General features: G+C 37.6%; 21 protein-coding genes and 2 tRNA genes. 8 read left to right on the top strand and 15 right to left on the bottom strand.

Features of this window, described 5'->3' with window-relative positions; all coding sequences use genetic code 11:
* The first annotated feature begins 14 nt into the window (after positions 1 to 14).
* Positions 15 to 923: a hypothetical protein gene (locus tag GN157_RS16810; protein ID WP_157484635.1), complete on the top strand. Its 909-nt coding sequence runs from the start codon at positions 15 to 17 to the stop codon at positions 921 to 923.
* Here GN157_RS16810 and mgtE read toward each other — a convergent pair.
* The 5 genes from mgtE to serS form a co-directional block, all read right to left on the bottom strand.
* Positions 920 to 2,272 (bottom strand): magnesium transporter, encoded by a 1,353-nt coding sequence (gene mgtE, locus GN157_RS16815; protein ID WP_157484636.1) that lies wholly within the window; start codon positions 2,270 to 2,272, stop codon positions 920 to 922. The two genes, GN157_RS16810 and mgtE, sit on opposite strands and share 4 nt — an antisense overlap.
* Complete coding sequence (gene rsmA / locus GN157_RS16820) at positions 2,262 to 3,041, bottom strand: 16S rRNA (adenine(1518)-N(6)/adenine(1519)-N(6))-dimethyltransferase RsmA (protein ID WP_157484637.1); 780 nt, start codon at positions 3,039 to 3,041, stop codon at positions 2,262 to 2,264. Before rsmA ends, mgtE begins: the two co-directional genes overlap by 11 nt.
* Positions 3,042 to 3,096: 55 nt before the next feature.
* On the bottom strand, positions 3,097 to 3,414 hold the full coding sequence (locus GN157_RS16825) for a DUF4286 family protein (RefSeq protein ID WP_035131450.1): 318 nt from the start codon (positions 3,412 to 3,414) through the stop codon (positions 3,097 to 3,099).
* Positions 3,415 to 3,482: 68 nt separating this feature from the next.
* Positions 3,483 to 5,261 carry a tetratricopeptide repeat protein gene (locus tag GN157_RS16830; protein ID WP_157484638.1) on the bottom strand — a complete coding sequence of 593 codons (1,779 nt, stop codon included), beginning with the start codon at positions 5,259 to 5,261 and terminating at the stop codon, positions 3,483 to 3,485.
* A gap of 77 nt (positions 5,262 to 5,338) precedes the next feature.
* On the bottom strand, positions 5,339 to 6,610 hold the full coding sequence (gene serS / locus GN157_RS16835) for a serine--tRNA ligase (RefSeq protein WP_157484639.1): 1,272 nt from the start codon (positions 6,608 to 6,610) through the stop codon (positions 5,339 to 5,341).
* 144 nt (positions 6,611 to 6,754) lie between these two features.
* On the opposite strand from serS, the gene GN157_RS16840 reads away from it, so the two are divergent.
* A complete protein-coding gene (locus GN157_RS16840; RefSeq protein WP_157484640.1) occupies positions 6,755 to 8,668 on the top strand; it encodes a M1 family aminopeptidase in 1,914 nt (637 codons plus the stop codon).
* 133 nt (positions 8,669 to 8,801) lie between these two features.
* On the opposite strand, the gene GN157_RS16845 is transcribed toward GN157_RS16840, so the two are convergent.
* The 5 genes from GN157_RS16845 to namA form a co-directional block, all read right to left on the bottom strand.
* Positions 8,802 to 9,797, bottom strand: a complete 996-nt coding sequence (locus tag GN157_RS16845; protein WP_157484641.1) for an aldo/keto reductase — start codon at positions 9,795 to 9,797, stop codon at positions 8,802 to 8,804.
* 50 nt (positions 9,798 to 9,847) lie between these two features.
* Complete coding sequence (locus GN157_RS16850; RefSeq protein ID WP_157484642.1) at positions 9,848 to 11,053, bottom strand: MFS transporter; 1,206 nt, start codon at positions 11,051 to 11,053, stop codon at positions 9,848 to 9,850.
* 143 nt (positions 11,054 to 11,196) lie between these two features.
* Entirely contained in the window at positions 11,197 to 12,150 is a 954-nt protein-coding gene (locus GN157_RS16855) for an aldo/keto reductase (protein WP_157484643.1), read from the bottom strand.
* 6 nt (positions 12,151 to 12,156) lie between these two features.
* Positions 12,157 to 13,200, bottom strand: a complete 1,044-nt coding sequence (locus GN157_RS16860) for a Gfo/Idh/MocA family oxidoreductase (protein ID WP_157484644.1) — start codon at positions 13,198 to 13,200, stop codon at positions 12,157 to 12,159.
* Positions 13,201 to 13,446: 246 nt separating this feature from the next.
* Positions 13,447 to 14,523: an NADPH dehydrogenase NamA gene (namA, locus tag GN157_RS16865; protein WP_157484645.1), complete on the bottom strand. Its 1,077-nt coding sequence runs from the start codon at positions 14,521 to 14,523 to the stop codon at positions 13,447 to 13,449.
* Positions 14,524 to 14,744: 221 nt separating this feature from the next.
* On the opposite strand from namA, the gene rseP reads away from it, so the two are divergent.
* The 3 genes from rseP (at position 14,745) to GN157_RS16880 (ending at position 16,954) form a co-directional block, all read left to right on the top strand.
* Entirely contained in the window at positions 14,745 to 16,088 is a 1,344-nt protein-coding gene (rseP, locus tag GN157_RS16870) for an RIP metalloprotease RseP (RefSeq protein WP_157484646.1), read from the top strand.
* Positions 16,089 to 16,250: 162 nt separating this feature from the next.
* A tRNA-Asn gene (locus tag GN157_RS16875) sits at positions 16,251 to 16,324 on the top strand.
* Between the two features lie 165 nt (positions 16,325 to 16,489).
* The gene (locus GN157_RS16880; protein ID WP_157484647.1) at positions 16,490 to 16,954 is read left to right on the top strand and encodes a hypothetical protein; all 465 of its coding nucleotides are present in this window, start codon (positions 16,490 to 16,492) and stop codon (positions 16,952 to 16,954) included.
* A 1,065-nt stretch (positions 16,955 to 18,019) separates the two neighbouring features.
* On the opposite strand, the gene GN157_RS16885 is transcribed toward GN157_RS16880, so the two are convergent.
* Positions 18,020 to 19,153: a thioredoxin-like domain-containing protein gene (locus GN157_RS16885; RefSeq protein ID WP_157484648.1), complete on the bottom strand. Its 1,134-nt coding sequence runs from the start codon at positions 19,151 to 19,153 to the stop codon at positions 18,020 to 18,022.
* A gap of 331 nt (positions 19,154 to 19,484) precedes the next feature.
* On the opposite strand from GN157_RS16885, the gene GN157_RS16890 reads away from it, so the two are divergent.
* Positions 19,485 to 21,179, top strand: coding sequence for a helix-turn-helix domain-containing protein (locus GN157_RS16890; RefSeq protein ID WP_157484649.1), 1,695 nt, complete (start codon positions 19,485 to 19,487; stop codon positions 21,177 to 21,179).
* Positions 21,180 to 21,199: 20 nt separating this feature from the next.
* Here the strand turns inward: GN157_RS16890 and GN157_RS16895 are convergent, their stop codons facing one another.
* Entirely contained in the window at positions 21,200 to 21,775 is a 576-nt protein-coding gene (locus GN157_RS16895) for a uracil-DNA glycosylase family protein (protein ID WP_157484650.1), read from the bottom strand.
* A gap of 105 nt (positions 21,776 to 21,880) precedes the next feature.
* Between GN157_RS16895 and GN157_RS16900 the strand changes: the two genes are divergently transcribed.
* Positions 21,881 to 21,952 (top strand) — tRNA-Arg (locus tag GN157_RS16900).
* On the opposite strand, the gene GN157_RS16905 is transcribed toward GN157_RS16900, so the two are convergent.
* Complete coding sequence (locus GN157_RS16905; protein ID WP_157484657.1) at positions 21,915 to 23,480, bottom strand: recombinase family protein; 1,566 nt, start codon at positions 23,478 to 23,480, stop codon at positions 21,915 to 21,917. The two genes, GN157_RS16900 and GN157_RS16905, sit on opposite strands and share 38 nt — an antisense overlap.
* Before the next feature lie 322 nt (positions 23,481 to 23,802).
* On the opposite strand from GN157_RS16905, the gene GN157_RS16910 reads away from it, so the two are divergent.
* The gene (locus GN157_RS16910; protein ID WP_157484651.1) at positions 23,803 to 24,411 is read left to right on the top strand and encodes a hypothetical protein; all 609 of its coding nucleotides are present in this window, start codon (positions 23,803 to 23,805) and stop codon (positions 24,409 to 24,411) included.
* Here GN157_RS16910 and GN157_RS16915 read toward each other — a convergent pair whose 3' ends face one another.
* Both GN157_RS16915 and GN157_RS17885 read right to left on the bottom strand, forming a co-directional pair.
* Positions 24,412 to 24,798: a hypothetical protein gene (locus GN157_RS16915; protein WP_231749157.1), complete on the bottom strand. Its 387-nt coding sequence runs from the start codon at positions 24,796 to 24,798 to the stop codon at positions 24,412 to 24,414.
* The coding region (locus GN157_RS17885; RefSeq protein ID WP_197429482.1) for a hypothetical protein at positions 24,779 to 25,525 on the bottom strand (747 nt) is incomplete at its 5' end. The genes GN157_RS17885 and GN157_RS16915, both read right to left, overlap by 20 nt.

Here is a 25,525-nt window from a genome sequence, read left to right on the forward strand (position 1 = left end):
AAAAATAGTAATTAATGAGACACCTTTACCTTATACTGCTTTTTAGTTATGCAGCCTGTTTTTCACAACAGGTAAAAATTACGGCTTACAGGCTTATAAATGAAAATAACGACGGTCCATGTTCAATCGCTACCTATCTAAAAGAAGCTGATACAGATTATTTTTATAATTATGTCACAGCTCAGTCAACCGACACCATAATGGCAAACAGACTGCTTGCAATAAACAGGGAGGCAAAAAAGAAAAAGGGAGTTGAATTTTGGTGCGAGCCGGGTACTTTAGGCGGAGATATGATTCACAATATGATAGTTATTGAAAAGGATGCCGTTAGAGATACTATTTATTTAACCCAACAAAATACTTATATAGTTTTTCCTGATGAACATAAGGCATACCCAGATAATAAACTTGTTTTAAGAAAATCGCTTACAGGGACTATTAAAGAATTTTTTGACTTTGACTTTCAGAAAGATTTACGGTCTATGTTTATGAGTGATATAGAAAAGATGCCTTTAAATAAGGTATTCTTTAAAGGTAAAAACATCAAAGGTTTTACTAAAAATAAATTTGAAAAAGAGTTTGGGAAGCTCAATAAACTGGATGAAAATGAGAGCGATGACGGACTTGTTGTAAATTATAGTTTTGAAGGAGATATATATAGTTTTACTAATGATGTACTGGATAGTGTTGAAGTAAATAATCCAGATTCCGGATGGGAAATAGATGGTTTATACATAGGTAGTAAGCAGGAACTATTTTCAGAAAATTATCCCATATCAATGTCTTTTAATGTTATTAGTTCAAAGAAATTTGAAGACTATAAAAAGGAACAGTTACACTGGCTTCGTTTTAATGAAAGCGCAGGTTCTATAGGTTACTGGATTAAAGACGGTGTTTTAAACAGATTTGTAATACATTATTAAAACCCTAATATTGCTCTTGCGATAGTAAAATAAATAAGGATACCGCAAATATCGTTACTGGTGGTGATAAACGGACCTGTAGCCAAAGCGGGGTCAACTCCCACCTTATTTAGTAGGATAGGGATAAATGTACCTATAAGCGATGCAATGATAATAACCGAAACCAGTGATATACTTACGGTTAAGCCCAGGTCATAATCTACATCTAAAAGGAAATGGCTTCCTAAAATTAAGATTATGGCAAGTATAGTACCGTTGAGAAGGCTTAACGAAACTTCTTTAATAAGCCTGCTGAAAAGCGACCCACTAATGGTATTGTTAGCAATACCCTGTACAATAATCGCAGACGATTGTACGCCTACATTACCTGCCATTGCAGCAATAAGCGGAGTGTAGAAAAACAGTTCGCTGTGTGCTTTCATGGCGGCATCAAAAAGTCCCATTACTTTTACGGTAATAAATCCGCCCAAAAGGGCTAGAACGAGCCATGGCAGTCTCGCGCGGGTAAGTTCGATTATGCTGTCATCAGCCTCTACGTCTTGCGAGATACCTGCTGCCAGCTGATAATCCTTGTCGGCCTCTTCCTTAATAACGTCTACGATGTCATCAATGGTAATACGGCCCACGAGCCTGCCCAGCTCATCTACAACCGGAATTGCTTCCAGGTCATATTTTTGCATTATACGTGCTACCTCCACATCGGGGGTATCCACTTTTACAAAATCCACTTTAGGGATATAAACTTCACTAATTGGGGTTTTGGTAGAGGTGGTAAGCAGGTCTTTAAGCGATAGTCGCCCTTTTAGCCTGTTCTCATCGTCTACCACATAAATGGAGTGTACACGCTGTACGTTTACAGCCTGTTCTCTCATTTCTTTTACACAGGTAAGTACGTTCCAGTTTTCGTTAACCTTTACAAGCTCCTTACCCATTAAACCACCGGCACTGTCTTCATCATAGCGCAAAAGATCAACAATGTCTTTTGCGTGCTCTACGTCTACAAGTTCAGAGATTACCTCTTCCTTACGGTCCTGAGGCAGTTCGGCAATAATATCGGCAGCGTCATCGGTACTAAGTTCGTCAAGCTCTTCGGCAATTTCTTTTGATGAAAGTTCGCGAAGGATTTTCTCCCTTACTTCTTCATCAATTTCCAGAAGTATCTCGGCCGTCTTTTCGCTGTCAAGTATGTGGAAAATATAAATAGCGCCGGAGTCGTCCAGCTCGCCCATAATTTCGGCGATATCAGCATAGTGAATATCCTCAAGGAGATCCTGTAATTCCTTTTCACGGTTTTCACTTATTAATTGCTCTATCTGAGCAATAAAATCCCTGCTGATTTTAAACTCCATTAGCCGCTATTTTTTTTGTTAGTTCAATAAAGTCTTCCGTAGACAGTTGCTCCGGACGAAGGTCAAAGATACTATCTTCCTTTAAATTATCAGAAAGATTAAATGTTTTTAAACTGTTACGAAGTGTTTTTCTGCGCTGGTTAAAGGCAGTTTTTACCACATTAAAAAACAGTTTCTCGTTTACAGGCAGTTTATAGTTTTCCTTTCTCTTTAAACGCAACACGCCCGATTTTACCTTTGGAGGTGGGTTAAATACGTTTTCAGGTACGGTAAACAGGTATTCTGCCTCATAAAATGCCTGAGTTAATACTGATAGGATTCCGTAGGTTTTGGTGCCCTTTTTTTCACAAACACGCTCGGCAACTTCCTTTTGGAACATTCCTGCAAACTCAGGGATACGGTCGCGCATTTCAAGCGCACGGAACACAATTTGAGACGAAATGTTATATGGGAAGTTTCCTATTATAGCAAAAGGTTCATCGCCAAAAACCTTGGTAATATCATACCTTAAAAAATCTTCAGATATAATTTTGCCGTGTAGCTTAAAGTAATGTGCGTTAAGGTATTCAACCGATTCGTTATCAATCTCAATAACATAGGTCTCTATGGGTTTTTCCAAAAGATATTTGGTAAGTACGCCCATACCGGGACCTATTTCCAGTACTTTTTTATACCCTTCCAGTGTTAGGGCATCGGCGATGTTCTTAGCAATATTTTCGTCTGTAAGGAAATGCTGCCCAAGGTGTTTTTTGGCTCTAACTTTATCCATCTTCATTTATATATGAGCCTGCAAGCTGTACAGGCTACAGGCAGCGGGTTGTTTATTAACGTTTAAACTCGTGTACTAATTCAAGTTCGGTTCTAAAGGCAAGCATCTTGTCGCCAAAAAGCCTCATGCCTTCTTCCCTAAACTTAGGAGCATCTTCCTGATAGTACCTTTCCAGCATTTCTTTACTTTCTGTAAAGTATTGTATAGAGTAGGTAGTACCACCCATTTCCTCAACGATTAGCACTCGTACCATTTTAGCTTCGGTAAACTTTCCGGTAGCCAGTATTTCCGGAATATGCTTGTCTTTCATCCAGTTAACCCACTGGTCGTGAACAGAATCGTCTATATTTATTGTTACGTTATATATTATCATGAAATGTAAGTTTGGTGATTTACTATTCCTTTTGTTAGGAACAATCAATGCAAAGGTACAATTATTAACTAACTATTTGCATCACCTCGAAGGCGCCTATATTGTTTTCGGGCCTCAACAAAGTGAATACTGTCTTCATGATTAAAAATGACCTTTTCATACAGGGGCATTGCCTTTTCGGGGTCTTCCAGTATTTTGTTGTATATCTCTGCCGAATAGAACAGGGCTTCGTCAATATAAATCCCTTCGGCATAATTGTCTATTATCTGTTTGTAGTATTGAAGGGCAAGGTCAAACTGTTTCAAATCTTCATACATACGGCCTACACGCAGCAGGGTAACATCCTGTATGCTTTCGGTTTTGTCGTTAGCCAGTATATCCTTAAAGCCGTCAAGAGCTTCCTGTTTTTTGTTTTGGTACAGTTTATAGTCGGCGCGGGCAAATTTCTTTAAGGCAGTTTGGGTGCTGTCTTCAACCGTGTTATCTATAATCAATAAGTAAAGTTCAAGGGCATCGTTAGCTATAAGCTGTGATGACGATGATTTTAAGACTTTAAGCTGTTTTTGAGCCCATTCAAAATCGCCTTTAAAATAACTGGCTTTTGCAACCTTAAGGCTTGCCTCGTGTGCTACCTCATCGTTTTTAAGTTCGTCTTCAATTTGGGCATAATAAATAATTGCCTGGTTAAATTTCTCATCCAGTAATAATATATCGGCCAGTTTCATTTTTACCTCGGCCTTCTGGTAGCGGTTAAGTCCAATTTCCAGCGCCTGATTAAGCGTTGCAATACCGGTATTGCTCTCTTTAAGGTGGAAAGCTTCAAAGTCGGCTTTGAGTATTTGCAGGTCCAGCGTGTTTGGGCCGCTGCCATATTGTTCCAAAAGGTCGTTTATACGTTGTTTTATAGCAGCAAAATCACCTTCATTAGCATCTTTAATATCTTCAGATATCAGGTATTGGTGTGCATATAACTGCACCGAAGCCACATCACTGTTTTCAAGAATGTAAGTAAAAATTTCCTTTGCTGTTTCTGTTTCATTTTCTTCGGCAGCAAGCCTTGCCAGTGTAATGATGTTAGTAAAAGTATTTGCATCACGTCTGAAAATTGCTTTTTGCTGAATGAATGCCTTACCGTAATCCTTTTGCTGAACATAGTACCAGCTTAGAAATTCGTTCCAGAAAATATCCTGATTTTTTTGAGTATTTACCAGCAGGGCTTTGCGAAGCGCTTCGTTAAAGGACTCCTGAGCATCCTGCATCATGAACCTTGAAAGCTGGTTTTTTACAACAGGCAGGTTATGCGGATTGTTATAAGCGAAACTAAGCAGTTTTTCAATCATCAAATCCATATTACCCAGTTGTCCCTGTAATATGGCTGTTTGATAATCAAAGTTCATGCTTTTGTTTATGGCTGTAGCTGTTTCATAGGCCTTAATGGCTCTTTCGGGCAAAATTTTCTGCTCAAAATTTTGGGCTACTGCATATACATTTGTGGCGTTTTCATTGATTGAATTAATCGCTTTTTCGTAATTGCTTTCGGCTTTTTCAGTATTGCCCTGTAACTGATAGTTGTAACCCAGTTCTACATATAAAAATGGTCTTTTTGTTTTTTCCAGCCTTTCGTTAATCAGTTCTTCAGCCTTATTGTATTGTTGCATTTGCTGATAGCAGGCTACGGTTTTTTGAAGAAAAAAGGTATTACCCGGATGTGAAGCCTCTAAATCCTGATATATAAGCAGGGCTTTTTCAAACTCGCCTCTCTCAAAATAGTTTTGAGCCAGCTGTTCGTTTTGGGCAAACACCGCAACCGACCATATAAGGGCTATAAAGGCAAATACTTTTTTCATAAACCAATTTTATTAAAAAAAACGCGGGTAATACCTGTTTTAGCATTACCCGCGTTTTTGGTATAGTAACAAATTTACTAATTAATTATATCAAAACCGGTGTACGGACGTAAAACTTCCGGTACTACAATACCTTCCGGAGTTTGGTAGTTTTCAAGTATACCCGCCAGTACCCTAGGCAATGCCAGTGAGCTTCCGTTTAGGGTGTGTGCCAGTTGGTTTTTACCATCCTTGTCACGGAAACGAAGCTTAAGCCTGTTTGCCTGGAACGTCTCGAAGTTAGAAACCGAACTGATTTCCAGCCAACGGTCCTGTGCGGTTGAAAACACCTCAAAGTCATAAGTAAGTGCCGCTGTGAAGCCCATATCGCCACCGCATAGGCGTAATATTCTGTAAGGAAGTTTTAATTCCTGTAAAAGCATTTTTACATGTTCAACCATTCCGTCAAGAGCAGCATAACTGTTATCAGGGTGTTCTACCCTTACAATTTCTACCTTGTCAAACTGGTGTAAACGGTTAAGTCCGCGCACGTGTGCACCATACGATCCTGCTTCTCTCCTAAAACAAGGAGTGTAGGCCGTGCAAAGTACAGGCAGTTCGTTTTCCTGAACAATAACATCTCTAAAAAAGTTGGTTACAGGAACCTCGGCAGTAGGGATAAGGTACATATCATCCATACCTACATGGTACATTTGTCCTTCTTTATCCGGTAGCTGCCCTGTACCATAACCCGAAGCCTCGTTAACAAGGTGAGGCACTTGGTATTCTTTATAGCCTGCTTCTGTATTTTTGTCTAAGAAATAGGTAATAAGCGCACGCTGTAGCCTTGCACCCTTGCCTTTGTATACAGGGAAACCTGCTCCGGCAATTTTAGTACCCAGTTCAAAATCAATAATGTCATATTTTTTTGCCAGTTCCCAGTGTGGTAATGCACCTTCAAAAAGAGTAGGGATATCACCTTCACTATAAACCTCTTCGTTATCATCGGCGGTTTTTCCTGACGGAACAATATCTGCCGGAATATTAGGTATTTTGTAAAGCAGTTGCTGTAACTCTTCAGACACTCTGTTAAGTTCGTCACCTAAATCTTTACTCTGCTCTTTTAACTGACCCGTTTTTTCTTTTAAAAGCATGGCTTTTTCCTTTTCGCCTGCTTTCATCAGTCCACCAATATCTTTTGACAGCTTATTGGATTCGGATAAAACAGTGTCAAGCTCCACTTGTGTGGACCTTCTTTTTTCGTCAAGGGCAATTACTTCGTCTACCATCCCGGTAGCATCTAAACCTCTTTTGCCCAAAGCCTCAATTACTTTCTCTCTGTTTTCTCTAATAAATACTGTCTGTAACATGGATATGGTTTTTAATAAAGTGAGCAAATTTAATGAATTGTTTTAATTATTGCTTGTGCTTTACCAAAGTTTAAAAGTTTGCTTTTTTATTATTAACGCTTTAGAAAACAGCAATTTCTGTTTACTTTTGAAAAAATTGCCGTAATGAAACAAAATATACTTGCCCTTTTGTGTGCTTTTGCGCTTTATACAGCCCATGCGCAGGAGACCGATATACAAACACAGCAGATAGCCGAAGCCGAAATGAAATCGGCCTTTCAGCTTAAGGATCTTACCACTAATCCCAACACTGCTAATTATGATATTACTTACCACATGTTGCAGTTTGAGGTAAATCCTGCTGAGTTTTATATTTCGGGGGTTGTTACTACAAATTATACTGCACTGGAAAATATGACCACCATAACGTTTGATCTTACCAGTCAGTTAAACGTAACCTCAGTAACAAGTGGGGAAAATAACCTTACGTATACCCAAAGCGGAAACGAACTGGTGATAACACTGGCGCAACAGTTAAACGAGGGTGAAGAGGGTACGGTGACTGTGACCTATTCGGGAACGCCATCCACACAGGAAGAAGCCTTTAATCTGGGTACGCACAATGGTATACCGGTTATGAGTACGCTTTCCGAACCTTATGGAGCGAAAGACTGGTGGCCGTGCAAGCAGGATTTAAATGATAAGATAGACAGTATTGATGTTTATATAACTTCACCGCAGGAATACACCAGTGTATCTAACGGGGTAGAGCAGTCACAGGAACTGGACGGCGAAGGCAATAAAACAACCCATTTTAAACATGAATATCCTATTCCAGCTTACCTTATAGCTATAGCGGTTACCGAATATAGTGTGTATACGCAACAGGCAGGTACAGCTCCTAATACGTTCCCGATAGTAAATTATATTTATCCTGAAAATTATGAGGCTTCACTGGATCAGCTGGCAGCAACCCTGCCTATAATGGATTTGTATGAAAGCCTTTTTGGCACCTATCCATTTGCTAACGAAAAATACGGGCATGCCCAGTGTAACATTAACGGAGGGATGGAGCATACTACCGTTTCTTTTATGGTGAATTTTAACAGGAATCTTATAGCACACGAACTGGGACATCAGTGGTTTGGTGATAAGGTAACCTGTGGTACATGGAGCGATATATGGCTTAACGAAGGATTTGCAACATACCTTTCGGGGTTGGTAATAGAAAACCTTGACGGTAATCATAACTTTATAAACTGGAAGGCTCAGAGGATTATCAGTATCACCTCAAGTCCGGAAGGAATTGTTTATGTTCCCGAAGCAGAGCTGAATAGTGTAGGGCGTATTTTTAGTAGCAGGCTTAGTTATAATAAAGGGGCTATGGTGGTGCATATGCTTCGTTATATTATGGGTGATGAAGATTTTTATCAGGGACTGCGCAATTACCTTAACGATGAAAACCTGGCTTTTGGATATGCTACTACTCCCGATTTGCAAGCGCATCTTGAAGCGGTATCGGGAATGGATCTTAACGGATTTTTTAACGATTGGATATACAGTCAGGGATACCCTATTTATGATGTAACTACTCAGGATATAGGAGGCGGACAGGTACAAATTACCATTAATCAGGATCAAACCGGGTCTATGGTTGATTTCTTTGAAATGCCTGTAAAAATAAGATTGCTTAGTGCCGATGGGGAAACATTTGATGTAAAACTGAATCATACCTTTAGCGGGCAACAGTTTGTGGTAGATGTTCCTTTTACAGTGGCAGGGTTTGAGTTTGATCCGGAGAGGGATATCATTTGTTCTAATAGTGCCAGCCTTGCTACTTCTCAGTTTAAACTGTCTCAGGTAAAGCTGTTCCCTAATCCGGTTAAGGATGAGTTGCAGGTTACACTGCCTCAAAATGCCATAGTACAAAAAGCAGTGTTTTATAATGCTTTAGGACAAAAGGAGTTTGAAACAGGACCGCAAACACAATGGAATGTGTCTCAGTTACCATCGGGTATTCATTTTGTAAGCCTGATTACAAACGGGGGTAAAACAACTCTTAAATTCATAAAGGAATAAAAAGATGATACATAACTGTCATTTCGAACCGCAATGTAATGGAGGGAGAAATCTCACACAGTTATAACCGGAGATTCTCTCAGTCTTCAAAATGACAAGGAGAGATAAAAAAAGAGGCTCAAGGCCTCTTTTTTTATTTTATCAGTTCAAGCTTGTTAAGCTCGGTCGTAATAAAGTCTATTTCTTCTTTGGAAAGCTTTACGTTAATCGCTTTTGCATTTTGAACCGACTGTTCTGCATTCCTTGCTCCGGCAAGAGCAATGGTTATGCCCGGCTGCTCTATAGTCCAGCGAAGTACCAGTTGGGATAATGTTGCGTTTTTATCACTGGCTAACGGTCGAAGTTTGTCTAAAAATTCGGCAGTACGTTTTAGGTTTTCATCCTTGTAAAAGTAAAGGTTGGCACGGTGGTCACCTTCTTCAAACTTGTGTCCCGGTTGCATTTTTCCGGTTAATAATCCACGTTCCAGCGGGCTGTAAGCAATTATGGATTTACCCGACTCTATGGTGTAAGGGATAAGCTCTCTTTCAATGTCGCGTTTTACCATACTGTAAGGCACCTGGTCTGATATTATGTTTACATATTTATCGGCTTCCTGTACCTGTGCAGCATTGTAATTGCATACCCCGGCATAACGTACTTTACCTTCTTTAATAAGCTGTGCTACGGCTTCCATACTTTCCTGAATAGGAGTAGTGCTGTCAGGCCAGTGTATTTGGTACAGGTCAATATAGTCGGTTTTTAATCGTTTAAGGCTGTCTTCACATTCCTTAATGATACTTTCTTTGCCGGCATATTTATAGATGTCTATATCCTGACCCATATTGTTTTTGCTTTTCATAGCAAAATCGCCTTTTGCCAAATCCCAGCGCATACCGTATTTTGTAATGATTTCTACCTTATCACGTGAAATGGCCTGAATAGCTTCGGCAACAATCTCTTCACTGTCGCCCTGCCCATAAATTGGTGCAGTGTCTATAGAGGTTACACCTTCGTTGTATGAAGCCTGAATAGCGTGTATGGCATCCTTACGTTCGGTACCACCCCACATCCATCCTCCGGCAGCCCATGCTCCAAAGGTTATTGCAGATAGTTTTAAATCAGAATTTCCTATTTTTCTGTATTCCATTTTAGCTGAATGTTTTTAGTTGTTATGTAAATGAGTAAACCGATAGTGCTTTATCGAATAAATAAATCACTTACCGATTTGATGCGGCTTACCATTATGGTAATGATAAACCCAAAGATACCAATTGTGGCAAAAGATAGTTTAAGTCCCCAGGCTTCGGCGATGTAACCAATAACCGGAGGCCCAAGCATAAAGCCTAAAAAGCTGATACTTGAAACCATTGTAAGGGCTATACTTGGGGCAATGCCCTCAGTTCGTCCTGCCAGGCTATACACGCTTGGTACTACTGTAGATACCCCAATACCCACAAGCATAAAGGCTAATGCTGCTGTTACCACATAGGGTAGTAGTACGGCACTGAATAGCCCAAGGGATATAAGGCAACCGCTAACCTGTAATACTTTTTTACGCCCAAACTTTTGTACTACCCAGTCGCCCAAAAAGCGTCCGCTTGCCATCATAAGCATAAATGAGGTGTAGCCCAGTACCACGAGTTTTTCGGGGGCTTTAACCACATCTTTAAAATATACGCCACTCCAGTCAAACATTATACCTTCACTCAGCATACAGCAAAACCCTATGATACCCAGCCATAGCAGGGCAGGGTTTAGTTTAGGCAGTCCTTTTTTCTTTTTCTCTTCGGTTGGTTTGTTTTTAACCCTTACCAGGTATTTATAGTTGGTCGCTATTACAACCAGCAGTATAGCCGAAACTATGGCAAAGTGCAGTAGCGGACTCAAATTCAAAGCTGTCATGCCAAGGCTTATAACTGCCCCTGTAAACCCGGCAATGCTCCATGCCCCGTGAAAGGACGACATAATAGCGCGTTTGTACAGGCTTTCGGCATAAATACCCTGAGTGTTTATAGAGATATTAGTAAGGTTACTAAATACCCCAAAAAAGAAAAGTGCCAGTAGTAAATGATCACGCTGTGTTGCGAGCCCTAACGTAACAAGGCTTATAACATAAAGGCTAAGCCCTGCAACAGCGGTTTTATGACTGCCGTATTTTGTAGCCAGTGTCCCCGAAAAGGGCATGATGAACAACTGCCCGAAAGGGATGGCAAAGAGTACCGTACCCAAATCACCTTCGGAAAGGTTCAGCATACTTTTAATATCGGGAATACGGCTTGCCCATGTGGCAAAACACAATCCCATGGCAAAATAGTATAATGATACGGCCCATCTAACCCTGTTGAGGTAATAGGACTTTACATCACTGTAGTGCTTTTTGTATTGCAGTACACCTGTTGCCATAGTATTGCGATTTTACTTTAGGTTGTGAATGAATTGTATATAAAGGGAATAGTCTGTTTTTGTAACGGGCTTTTTTTACAGGTTAAAAGTAAAAACTTACTTTGGTTTTTAATTATACAATTTTATCATAATGTTGTGGCATATTAATGCCATGCACTTTCTTTAGTAAGGAAGTCTAATTGTTGTTGTGTTATAGCCAAATCAGGAGCTTTGGTAATGCTTTCTAACTGCTTTAGGCTAGTAGCACTAACAATAGGTGCGGTTACCGACGGGCGGTGTATAAGCCATGCCAGGGCTACGGTTGCCTGTGAGGTATTAAGCTCATTAGCAACCTTGTCCAGAGCGGCTAGTATTTTTTGGCCTCTTGCATCTAGGTATTTTGCTACTCCGCCACCACGCTGACTTTTACTCAAATCGGCCTCGCTGCGGTATTTTCCGGTAAGGAAACCACTGGCAAGCGAATAATAGTTTATTACACCTAGTTGGTGCTCAAGGCATACCTCTTCAAGGCTTTCTTCAAAAACTTCACGTTCATAAAGGTTATAATGTGGCTGAAAGGTTACGTAAGCAGGTAATTTCTGTTCAAAAGAAATACGCATGGAAGCCTGTAGTCTTTCGGTAGACAGGTTTGATGCTCCAATAAAGCGAACCTTACCTTCTTTTATAAGTTGGTCATAAGCCTCAAGAGTTTCCTCAATTGGTGTAGTAGGGTCATCCCAATGGGTTTGATAGAGGTCTATATAATCGGTTTGCAGTCTTTTAAGGGAATCTTCGGCAGCTTTTATAATGTATTTTTTGGAAAGATCCTTTTTACCGCTTCCCATATCGCTGCCTACTTTTGTAGCAATAATAACCTTATCACGGTTATTGTTTTTTTTAAGCCAGTTGCCTATTATGATTTCCGACTCTCCTCCCTGGTTTCCTTCTGCCCAGCGGGAATATACATCGGCAGTATCTATAAAGTTGAAGCCTGATCCTACAAAGGCATCAAGTATCTCAAACGACGTTTTTTCATTTATAGTCCATCCAAACACGTTTCCTCCAAATGTTATGGGGTAAACCTGCAGGTCAGACTTTCCTAATTGTCTTTTTTGCATTGTTATTTATTTTAGTTGGATTACTTTTTTCTCTTTGCTGCTTAGTAGGGCAGCATCAATAATTTTCATTACCTGCAGGGCTTCATCGGCAGTAACCGGTTCGGGTTTGTCTTCGGTAATAGCGTGGTAAAGGGCATCAAACAGTCCGTAGTAATTACCGGGACGTGTAGGGATGTGCCCGCGGAATACTTCGCCGTTCTTTTCGGTATGCAGTATTCCTGCCTTTTCTTCGGGCTCTATGCCCCAGCCTTCCAGTGTTGGCTTTTGTCCTGTTCGTAATACATCTTCCTGTATGTCGCCACGGCTTTTTAAGAAAGAACCTTTAGTGCCGTGAACTGCATAAGACGGAACGGCTTCCCTAAAAAAGAATCCGGCCCTGATTTTTACCCTTTTGTCAGGATAGTATAACAGGATATCTATAAGGTCGTCTACAAGCGAATTGTTTCGGGTTATTCGTATATCGGCAAAAACCGAATCAGGATAACCAAAAAGATGTACTGCCTGATCTATAATATGAGGGCCAAGGTCTTTAAGTACACCGGCGCCGGCATTTTGGGTTTCCTTGTGGGCCTTTGGGCTAAGGTTGGGATTGTATCGGTCAAAACGAAATTCGGCTTCTACAATATCTCCCAGCAGGTTTTCGTCTACCACTTCCTTTACGGTTTTAAAATCACTGTCCCAGCGACGGTTTTGGTATACGCAAAGTTTAAGTCCTTTTGCTTTTGCCAGGTCGCGAAGTGCTTCGGCTTCGGCAGCGGTTGTAGTAAATGCTTTTTCTACAAGGGCATGTTTACCTGCTTCCAGTACTTTTTTGGCGTACTCATAATGTGTTTCCACCGGAGTGTTAACCACCACTAAATCGACATCATCCTGCAAAAGCTCTTCCAGAGAGGTATAGCTTTTTACATTTGGGTAATCCTGTTGTATGAGTTTTTTGCTACGTTCCCATGATCCGGTGAGTTCAAAACGCGGATGCAGTTCCAAAAAAGGAGCATGGAACACTTTGCCCGACAATCCATAAGACAGTAGAGCAGCTTTTATTTTTTGCATAATAATTATTAATAGATGTTGCTTTTATATTGTTCTTTTGTCTTGAAACAAAAGAACCAAAAATTCAAGGCTACAGCTTCTTAGACTACAAATTGTCTGCTTCATCTAAAAGATTTGAACTCGCTTTGCTCAAACAGCAAATCTTTTTTAACGATTCAGTATTCAATTTGCTTACGTCACAAAGCTGAATGCCTTGTAGAGTGCGTGAAAAACACTAACGCAAAATAAGGAATATTAAATTATAAGTTAATCTTCCAGTTGTGCCCTTTCATATTGTTTAGGCCATATAATATCGGCCTTTAGTTCATGTGCAAAGTTAAGCCCAATGTTGGGATCCCTAAGCGATTCGCGCGCAAAAAACACCAGGTCGGCCTGTTCTTTATACAGTACTTCTTCTGCCTGATGTGCTTTGGTAATCAGTCCTACGGCTCCGGTATGAATACCCGTCTCTTTTTTAATACGTTCGGTTATGGGGACTTGGTAACCCGGTGTTACAGGGATTTTTTGGTGATGTACGGCTCCGCCCGAAGAGCAGTCTACCACATCAACGCCTTTTTCCTTAAGGATTTTAGCCAGTGTAACCGATTCATCAATATCCCAGCCACCCGGCGCCCAGTCGGTTCCCGAAATTCTCACAAATAAAGGCAGGTCGTTAGGCCATTCGGTTTTAACAGCTTCCATTATCTCCAGTAGCAGGCGTATGCGGTTTTCAAAGCTTCCGCCATACTCATCGGTTCTGTTATTGCAAAGCGGCGAAAGGAACTGATGGATAAGATAACCGTGTGCGGCGTGTATTTCGAGAACTTTATAGCATGCCTCATGTGCACGGCGTGCAGCATCCTTGAAATCCTGAATTACTTTTTTGATGTCCTCTTTCGTCATTTCCTTTGGCGGATGCGGATTGTTGTCGTAATAAGGAATAGCACTTGGGGCAAGGGTTTGCCATCCGTTCTCGGCTTCTGTAAGCAGGCGTCTTTCCTGCCATGGAGGGGAGGTACTTGCTTTTCTTCCGGCATGCGCGAGTTGTATTCCCGGCACGGCATTCTCGGTTAGGATGAACGATGTAATTTCTTTTAATTTTTCGATATGTTCGTCACTCCATATACCTAAATCCTCGGGTGTAATACGTCCTTCGGGTGAAACAGCTGTGGCTTCCTGTATTATAAGTCCTGCACCACCTATGGCGCGGGAACCAAGATGTACAAGATGCCAGTTGTTTGCAAAACCGTTATGGGCCGAATACTGGCACATGGGCGAAATTACAATTCGGTTTTTTAGTATAATGCTTTTTATCTGTAGTAACGAAAACAGTTTTGAGGTCATAGTAATGCGGTTTTAAAATGAACAAAAAAGGTGTTTTTTGCATTAATCCTGAGGTGTCGGATTTTATATTATCTGTAAAGTTACCTTACAAAAACCGAAGTTAAAACAGTATTTGGCATTATTAACAAACATTTAAATGGTTTATACAATAAAATTAAATGACCGATAGTAATCAGAAAATGCTATTTTTGTGCGTTAACAGAGTTATCTAAAATAAACAAATGGAAGTAGTAATAAAACTCTCTCAGTTCTTATTGAGTTTATCTTTATTAATTGTATTGCACGAGCTAGGGCATTTTATCCCGGCTAAATTGTTTAAGACCAAAGTTGAAAAGTTTTATCTTTTCTTTGATATAAAATATTCTTTATTCAAAAAGAAAATAGGTGAAACCGTTTACGGTATAGGCTGGCTGCCTTTAGGTGGTTATGTGAAAATTGCCGGTATGATAGACGAAAGTATGGACAAGGAGCAGATGGCCGAACCGCCAAAGCCGTGGGAGTTTCGTTCAAAGCCGGCATGGCAACGTCTTATCATTATGCTTGGAGGTGTAACGGTAAACTTTATTCTTGCCATTATTATATACATAGGTATGGCTTATGTGTATGGTGAAACTTATATTGCTAACAGCGAGGTGAAAGATGGTGTTGCTGTTGTAAATCCGGTTGCGGAAGATTTAGGTTTTAAAGACGGAGATAAAATACTTAAACTTGACGGGAAAGAGGTAGAGAAGTTTAATGATGTTGCTTATGACGTGCTTTTTGCCAAAACTGTTACTATTGAGAGAAACGGTACAGTTCAGGATATTAATTTACCTATAGACCTTATTGATAAACTGATGGACGGAGAGAAAGCTCCGTTAGTATCATTAAGATACCCTTTTGTGGTAGCTAAGCTTGATGATTCTTCGGTTAATAAGGATGTTTTAAAGAAAGGTGATGTTATTGTCTCTATTAACGGACAGGAAACAAAATATGCAGATGAGGTAATTGCTATTGCAGAAAGCAATAAAGGAAAAACTTTTGATGCAATTGTTTTTAGAGACGAAAAAGAAGTGCCTGTAAAAATAGGCTTTAATGAAGAAGGCAAGCTTGGTGTTATGAGAAGTTCTTTAAGCCTTAGTAACCTTGAGAAGTTAGGGTATTACAAAATAAGTCAGGAAAAGTATAGTTTCTTTGAATCTGTTCCTGCCGGCTTGAAAAGAAGCAAAGATGAGCTTAGTAAATACTTCACCCAGCTTAAGGCTATATTTACGCCAAGCACGGGGGCTTACAAGGGTGTGGGAGGATTTTATGCCATATTTGATATTTTTCCTAATACATGGAGTTGGGAAGCGTTTTGGAATATTACCGCATTGTTATCAATTATGCTTGGTGTAATGAATTTATTGCCTATTCCGGCACTTGATGGTGGGCATGTAATGTTTTTATTATATGAAATGATTACAGGTCGTAAACCCGGTGATAAATTCATGGAATATGCCCAAATCACTGGCTTTGTTATACTTATATCGCTAGTTTTACTTGTAAACGGGAATGATATTTTTAAGCTGATAATGGGTAAGTAAAATTTTTCAAATTTTTTTCATGAATTTGTTTGCGAAAATTAAAAATGGTTATATATTTGCACCGCAATAAAGGCAACAATATTAGCAAACACGAGTTCTTAGAAAGATTAAGTAATAGCTGAAGAAATTGAAAATACAGCACTACTTTTAGAATATACAGTTTCCTCCTTAGCTCAGTTGGTTAGAGCATCTGACTGTTAATCAGAGGGTCCTTGGTTCGAGCCCAAGAGGGGGAGCTACAAAAGCCAGTCGTAATGACTGGCTTTTTTGTTTTATAGCGGTTTTGTTAGCTTTCATTAAATTATTATGGGTAATCAGAATAATATTAAATTTACGTAGCTAAAGCGGCATGGATTTAATTTATATGATTTTGGCTAATTAAATAGTAAATTAATACGATTATGAAAAAACTCATTTTGATATTTTTAATTTCATTTAATTGTTTTTCCCAAGATAGTTGTGTTTGGTTTCCTGCTAAATATGTTGAGGCTTTAAAGTCGGCAAGTGTTGCAGATGAGGAATATTTAATGCCTATCGAGGCGATTGAGTTTAATAATAACGGTTTATTTATTAATTTTTTCAGAGGGGAAGTGAATCCTGTAGTATATGAAAAAGTTAAAATAGACGGTATAACTAAGTTAGAGCTTCCCAGTTTAAAAGCACATGTGAACTTAAAATACTATTCGAGTGATTATGCAGAACAAATAGAAAACACTAAGTTCTATATTATTATTGATGATAATGATTTAATTTTAGAAGTTATTTTAAACGGAAATATAGAGAGAATCTATTTTGTTAATCATATTAATGATTATGTTTTCAAAGACATTATAGAATCAAAACAATATTTTAAAAAGATAGAGTAGTTTATAATAATTACTTATCAGTAACTCTTATTCTAAATAATTAAGAATAAATTAAAAAGTGACTTTTATTATTTTATAGTGCTTTTGTTAGCTTTTAAGGCTATATCTTCAATTAAACCGTTTTCCTGCTTTTTGTTGTTGTAATAAAGGGCTGTGTTCAACGCAGTATTTAAAATGGAGTAGAAATATACTAATGATTGTTTTGATGGCTGTAAGTGAATAAAAAGCATTATTAGGAAATAGTGGTTTCATTATTGTAAAAAGCACTTGGAGGAGCTTTAAAGTATTATCTGAATTATTGCTGGACTATTAGTGCGAGTATAATAACAAGTTGTTGTTAGAACGAGGATATAAGGGCAGATAGAAAAAAGGAATTTATTTTGTAGAAAATAAAAAGAAGAGGCTAACCCAAGCCTCTTCTTTTAAAATGTCGTTTTTATTAACAGGTCTACTTTTCCGTCAGTTAATATTATGTCATATTCACCTTCAGGTATTATGTTGTAATTTGTATTAAGACCAAGGTTTTGCAAACTTGTTGTGTCAATCAAAAGATTTTTGGGTGTAAAATTACCGAAGGTATTCCTGCGATACTTACTTCATCGTTTTGAAACAATGTTTTACGGTTAATCTGAAGGGTAAAAGACATCTCGTTAATTTTATAAGCAGTAGCCAAGCTTGTCCCGGTATTAAAGCTGTCGAAGGTTGCCGAACATATTCCTCGACCAAAACAATCTGAAGTTTTTGCTCGTTTATAAGCTGCATCTACCTAGAATTTCTGGGTAAAAAAATCCCTGGCAACAGTAGGACTGCTGCTGTATATCTAATTTTTATTGATACCTTAACAGTATAAGGCTTTTCATAAAGTTTATGGTTATAAACAATAGGTTTACTATACAGGTAAATAAAAATACTAAGGCAGTTTCCCGTGTGTTAGTAAACTTTTCATCACCATTTTTAAGATAACTTACCATTTCATCATAATTTGACAAGTCTATTATGAGGTATAGGCTTATTACATTTAGTAAAATAATAAAAGGGTATATTATTTTTTTAAATAGTTTCATGTTATTTTACAATTTGTTCAATTCTGTTTTGAGTTTCCTCTGTATATCCCATCCAAGTATCTAAAAGTACTCCGTTAGGGGCAAACAGATAATAGGTAGGTGTACCCGCAACATAATATTTCAAATAAGCTTCATTAAACTCTCCATCAGTATTCCAGATAAAGTCCCATGGGCGTTCCTCCTTATTAGAAAAAATTTCAAAATGTTCCTTATTATTGCCTGTATAATAGGATATAATTTTTATTTTATCAGCTTTATTGTTGTAGAAATCATTTAGCATTGGTAATGCATTTTTGCTATTGCTACATGTAGGAGAAGAGAAATCTAGAAGGACGTACTTTCCATCAAAGTATTTTGAGAATTTTTCTAGTTTGCCGTCTCTATTAAGGGCTTTAAAATTGGTGAATTTATCACCTGCTGCCGGCTTAACTGTATTCAATTGTACTTTTATCGCTTCAGCATATTTATTTTTCTTCATTTTTGATGAAAGAGAGCTATATACGTCCTTAAGTTCGCTATCTGTATAAGAGAGTGCTTTATAAAGGTACATTAGATAAAGGCAGTAATAAGTATTACTGTTTTCCTTAATAAATTGTTTTTCTACAGCCCTTTCTTCTTGAGAAATTTGTTCTAAAACGCCACCAGAGCCTAAATAAATATTTTTAATACTGTCATTCCATTTACCCTCTTCATATATTTTACGCATTTCCTGTTCGGCATCAAACTTCTTGGTTTTGTAAGGTTGTGTCAGCTTATCCAGTTTTGATTTAACCGAATTATGTTCAGAACCTTCAATTGTAAGGTTGTTAGGTAAATCAGAAATATTACCGTTTATTTTTATTTCCTCATTACTAAAATACATAAAGGTGAACTGGTTTATCTTATCGTTCATTACCTGTAATACGTATGACTTTGGTTCAGTATTACTAAATCCTGTCAATACAAACGTATTATCTCTCACTGTTGCAGAGTCTACAAGCTTTTGGGTATCTGTTTCATATAAAATGACCTTTGAGCCATCGCGTAATCCTGTAATATTAGCTTCAATAAGAAAATTATCTTTTAAAATTGAAAAGGAACTAAAAGCAATAAAGCTTAAAAATAAAAGTACTGAGTGATACATGTTTTTTTTCATTTTTTAAATTTTAAGGTGGTTTTTAGTTTTCTTCAGTTCTTTTTGTCCGGACTAAAAATTGAACTTTGGGTTTTAAAAAAGTTGGTTGGTTAACGATGTCAAAACTATAGCGTTAAAAAGCAGTTTGCAAGCCTTATAAACTGCAATTCGTAAATTACAAGTACCTAATTCATGAATTACATGTTGGTTTTTCGGGGTAAAAATCTGATTTAAAGTAATTTGTGTATATGTAAAAGAGTTAGTGTTTTTTTTGTAGTATTAATACATATATTTACATTCTTACTATTGATTTTGCCTATAAAAATGTAAAAAAACGCCTTATAGTTTTAGAATGAAGAAATTTAGTCCCCTATTATATTTTCTTTTTTTTGGATGTATTAATCCAACTTTTGGTCAAAAAATTCCCGATTCATTACTACATAAAGATTATGATGCTTTAAGAGGAAGCATATATACTATTGGGAATGATAGTGTGAGGGTTTGGCCATACCTAAACGCATATTTGGCTAAAGCCAGGATTGATAATAATTTTGAGAGATTAAGCGAAGCTTATGAAAGTATGGCTTATCGTTCAAATCAAAAAGCATTGACTTATGCCGATAGTACTGTTTTTTTTGCGGAAAAAACAAACAGTGAAAGGGTTTTAGGCAATGCTTATTTAGTAAAAGCATTTATACTTCATAGTAAGTCGAAATATAAAAAGGCACTGGATTATTATTTGTTAGCCGATGATCACCTTAAAGGTGTTGAGGAAAGTTATTTGCATTATGATGTAAAATTCGGTATAGCTAACATTAAATACTATTTGGGTTATTATGACGAGGCACTTGTTTTGTATAAACAATGTGCTGATTTTTATAAAGAAAATGAACCAAAAGGATATTTAACAGCATTATACTCTATAAGCCGCTGCTATAATAAATTAGAGAAGTATGATTTATGTACCCTTACAAATCAGGAAGCCTTAAAAGTCGCAAAATTATTAAAAGATAAAGATGCTATTTCATACATACATCATTCCCAAGGGATTAATATGTATTATAAAAAACAGTATAATGAGGCTATAAAAAATACTAATCTTGCTTTACCTGGCATTATTAAAAACAATGATTTTACTAATGAATCGGTTGCTTATTACTATTTAGGAAAATGTTATTCTGCTTTAAACGATAAAAAGAAAGCAATTGTTTATTATAAAAAAGTAGATAAAATATTTAAAGATAAAGAGTATGTAAAAACAGAAATAAGACCTGCATATGAGGAGCTTATTAATTACTATAAAGATAAAGGTGATTTAAAAATTCAGCTACATTATATTAATCAGTTAATAAAGGTTGATAGTCTTATAAATAAAAACTTTGTTTACCTGTCGGGCAAAATTCATAAAGAATATGACACTAAGTTACTACTTAGCGAGAAAAATAAAGTTGAAAAGGAGTTGGAAAGCAAGCATACTATAACTATTATATTATACTGTACAGTAGTTTTGCTCTTTGCTCTTATTTTGTTTGTTTCTTTCAGGTATTACAAAAGCCAGAAAAAATTCAGGAAAAGATTTGAGGAGTTAATGATGAAGGATAATGTACCCGAAGAGAAAAATACTGTAATGAGCATAAAGCCTGAAGTGGCCGATACTACCGATGTTGCCGAAACTAAAAAACCGGATATAAACGAGGAAGTAATACAGTCTATATTAGCACAATTAGAAAAATTTGAGGCTAAAAATAAGTTTCTTCAAAAAGATCTTACACTAATAAACCTTGCTTCAAAGTTTAATACAAACTCTAATTATTTGTCTAAAGTAATAAACTATTACAAGGATAAGAGCTATATAAATTATATTAATGAGTTAAGAATTAACTATATAGTTAATCTTTTAAAAGAGGATACTAAATATCGAAACTATACTATTAAAGCACTATCTGAAGAGGCGGGCTTTAATACTTCACAGCATTTTTCTAAGGCTTTTTATGCAAAAACAGGTATTTATCCATCGTACTTTGTAACAGAGATAAATAAAAAATAGCGAGTTGTTTGTTATTGTTTTTAGGAGTGTATAACCTTTTTTGTTATGACTTGTAACTGCGGTACAATTTTCTGCTCAAACCATGGGTTTTTCTTTTGCCATATCTTGTTTCTGGGTGAAGGATGTACCAAGGGTAGGTAATGTGGTAAAAATTCGCTGTAAGCCTTTACAGTGTCGGTTAGGGTGGGTTTTAATTTGTTTCCTAAATAATACTTTTGAGCATATTGACCTATTAATAGTATAAGCTGCGGATTTGTTATAGCTTCCAGTAGCTTTTTATGCCATAAAGGTGCGCATTCGGACCTTGGGGGTAAATCACCCGATTTTCCCTTGCCGGGATAGCAAAACCCCATAGGAATGAGTGCAAACAGCTCGGGATTGTAAAACTGTTCCTTTGTTACATTAAGCCATCTTCGCAATTCATTTCCGCTTTGGTCGTCCCATGGTATGCCTGAGTTTTGAACTTTAAGCCCTGGTGCCTGTCCTATGATAATTATTTTAGAATCAGTATGAGCCTGAACAACGGGTTTTGGTGTGAAAGGAAGTTGTTCTTTACATTGTATGCAATGCTGTATTTGGGATAAAAGCTCGTTCATAGTTGTTATAATAAGTATAAAGTTAAAAAAATAACTATTGGGGGCGTGGTATGAATTTGTTTGGCTGGCAACTAAAAACTTTTTATTTTTGCACCTCTAATATCAGGCCTCGTAGTTCAACGGATAGAATGGGAGTTTCCTAAACTTTTGATACAGGTTCGATTCCTGTCGAGGCTACAAGACCGGAAAGGAGTGAAAAATCATCTCTTTTCTGGTCTTTTTTGTTTTGTAAGTTGCTGTTTATCAAAAACATGAACCTCGCAGCTTCATTGACTCTAAAAGTTCGACATTCATTTCCGTCAAAACATATTTTTTCCGGAAATATCGAACTTATGATCTCTCTTTTCTTTCTTATATCTCCTTCTTTATACAGGGTGTGTAATCGGGAGAGCGCATGAACAGCGGAGTCCAAGAGTTTTGATATAGTTCGAGAATTGTTTTGTTGATCACTTTTGTCGGTTAGTTCAGCTTCAAGCCTTATTATTTTATTTTCGCACTCTGACTTAATCTCTTTATACTCCTTTGAATCAATTGCATCAGAAAGTAATAGGTCACGTGCTTTAGAAATTCTAGCATTTAACTTGTCAATCTGATCAGTTACCCTTTTGATTGTATTTTGCTTTTTTGAAGAGCGTTTTTTATATAAATCAAGTACTACTATTTTATATAAATCCTTTACCACTGGTAGAGGGACATATTTTTTCAGTTCTTCTTCAAAAATTAGATTTAATTTATCTGCCCTGAATCTGAATTTACAAGGCGAAACGCAATGATAATAGTGGTAAAGGTAGTACGCTCCTTTGGAGGCACTCCCTGTAAGCATACGTCCACAATCAGGACACACTAGGAAACCTCGTAACGGAAATTGCTCTTTGACTGTGAGTACAGTTCTTATTCTTTCATTACGCTTTTTACCATCCAAAATGTCTTGTACTTTATAGAAAAGCTTTTCAGTTATTAAAGGCTCATGAATGCCTGGAACAAAATGAGCTTCCTCATCTTTATATTTTGGGATAAATATTTTTCCGCAATACACCGGATTTCTTACCAAAGTCCAAAAATTACCTCTGCTACACTTCATTCCTTTTTTATTGGCTTCTCTCCGCACTTCTTCAGCAGCTAGTATACCTTTGGATAGTTCTTTAAAAACCCACCTTACATAGGTTGCCTGAGGCTCTTTAATTGCAATGATTTTTTTACCTTCTTCAGTTCGGATATTTTTATAGCCAAGCGGAGCAATTCCAAGGCAACGGCCTTCTTTTTTTGCCCTGCGCATGCCATGAAAAGTATTTAACGCCCTTCTGTCATTTTCTACCTCTGGTGCTGCCAGATAGAAAGCCAGCATCATTTTATTTTCAGGAACAGATAAATCAAGCGGTTGTTCTATAGCCTGCGGCTCTACTCCGTAAGTTCTTAGTTTATTAATCATTTGATAGGCATCGCCTGCATTTCTGCTGAACCTGTCCCATTTCGTAAAAAGCACAAGATCTATCTTGTTCCTGTACTTTTTTAGGTTATTTTCCAGTTTCTTCCATTCCGGCCTGATAAAGCTTTTGGCAGAATGATCTTCATATATAACATTGCGTACCTGTATTGAATTAATTTCACAATAACGTCGTAAGACTTCTTCCTGATTTCTTTGAGAATAACCTTTGTCAGCCTGTTCGTCTGTGCTGACCCTAACATATAAATCTGCAATTTTCATTGTTGTTAATTTTAAAATAGTTTAACTAAGGAGGTAGCCTTAAGTATTTTGTGAGTGCCATGTCGGCTATCAGATACAAAAAACAGAGTATTCGCTCTGCCTGATCTCTTGTAACGATAACTCCTTTTCTCCTGAGTATCTGCATAGCAATTTCAGGAGTCACTTTGTCTTTTCCATTTTCCATAAATCACCTCCTCTTTCGTTAAATGAAAAAGACCGTCTCCGGTCTTAATATGTTGACTGGTAAAGATAAAGAAGCGATTTAAAAATTTCTTGGTCAAAATTTACCCTTAAAATGTAATAGTTTTAAAAACAAAATATCATGCTAAAAGAAAACCTCTCTCCCAAACAGATTTTAGTAGACCTGTCTTCAGTACAATGTCAGCTAAAGGACCTATTTAGCGATGATAATCGCTATAATTCCATAATAGACTTTTTAAGTGCTAAAGATTATTATAATGACCCTGATGTTCCCTACCCAACAATGAAGGAGGTAGAAAAGGACACAGGACTGTCGGCATCACAACTACGGAAAAAGCTATTGGAAATGTATGAACGTATTTTTGACTTTGAAAATGATGAAGGATTACGATTTTCTAAAACTCAATACACATTCTATCTTAAACACTACGAATTACATTCACAATTTGTGGTTAGCAAATTGCCTCATGTTCCTAGAGCTGGGGAGCAAATCCTACTCCCATTCGCAAAAGCAAAAATGGGAACAGAATATTTTTATGTAGATAAAATAGTTCACTATCTTGAAAATGACATACAAAATACCGTTATCTGGCTAAAAGGAGGTTTTTATAATTCTTACTGGCAAATAAGAAAAGATGAAGCCTTGCTTAAAAGAGAGTTGACTATTGACGATACTCACAAATTGATGGATTTCGAGTTAAAAGATAAATTAGGGTTGTCAAAATACTAATTATTCTCCCTGATGATCAGCCTGTTCGTTTTCCAAGGATTTCTCTGCTTTCAACTTCAAATGCTTTTGATAGCAATTATCTAATATCTGTATTTCTTCAACAGGCATAAGCTTTACCGCGATACCTAAGACATCACTAATACTTCTTGCTGATGCTGAAGTAGGAGAGTCAGGGACATCCTGTAATGCATCAAGGGCAGAAGAACACACCCTAATAATATCAATAATGGCAAGCGTTAAATCATGATATCCGTGAAAGAGTAACTCGGCACTCTGGTAACATTCTAATCGTGGATGTGGCTTGAGCATATTAAACTCCGTTGCTTTGGTTAAGAGGGAAGCAAAAGCCTCCAGCTCCTGTAATTTTTTAGTTTCCATCATTTTCATTTTTAGATTGTTTATTCTCTTTATTGAGTTTTTCAAGCCTTTCGATTTCCGACTCGATCAAAACGGTAGCTTTTTCATGGAAAAGTCTGCACCTGCGCTGTAACAATTCCGTGTTAAGGAAATCCATAGGGCCGAGGTGGGCGCTCCTTAGTTTGCTGATATGCTTGGAAAGCAGCTCAAACATTTTGATTTCCTCTGCCGAATTCCTTGGAAAAAACTCTCTTACCAGCGTGCAGAACATTGAACAGATATCAAACAGGTAACCGAGGTTGAAATGAATAGGACGGTAGCCCAGAAAAGTATTGATAAGCGCCAATGCCGTATTTTCCGTAGCAACCTGCATCATGGCTTCCTGTATCGGTTCGGTATCAATGCCATCTACCATGCCTTGTGATTGCAGGAACACTTCCGAAACACGGTTGCGATTATGCCAGTACGCTTTTATATGCTTTACATTTCGCTGAGGTTCCTGCTCAAAAGCGATGCACGGAGGTACAACATCGTGTTCATACAGGTTGATACCCTTGTGCATGGCATGATAATAGAAATACTTACTTTCTGGCGTAAGTTGCCTCACGGTAGTTGCTTTGTGTATAAACAGCGTAACGGTGTACTGCCCTTTGCTTTTCTTCTTTATGATGTCGCTAAGGTCGGCCACTGCATTTTCCCTGCTGTGTATGGTGTACACCAGTAAATAGTAATGGGTGTGCTGCCTTGTTTTTACCTC

This window comes from Flavobacterium rakeshii (genome assembly GCF_009741375.1).
GTDB lineage: Bacteria > Bacteroidota > Bacteroidia > Flavobacteriales > Flavobacteriaceae > Flavobacterium > Flavobacterium rakeshii.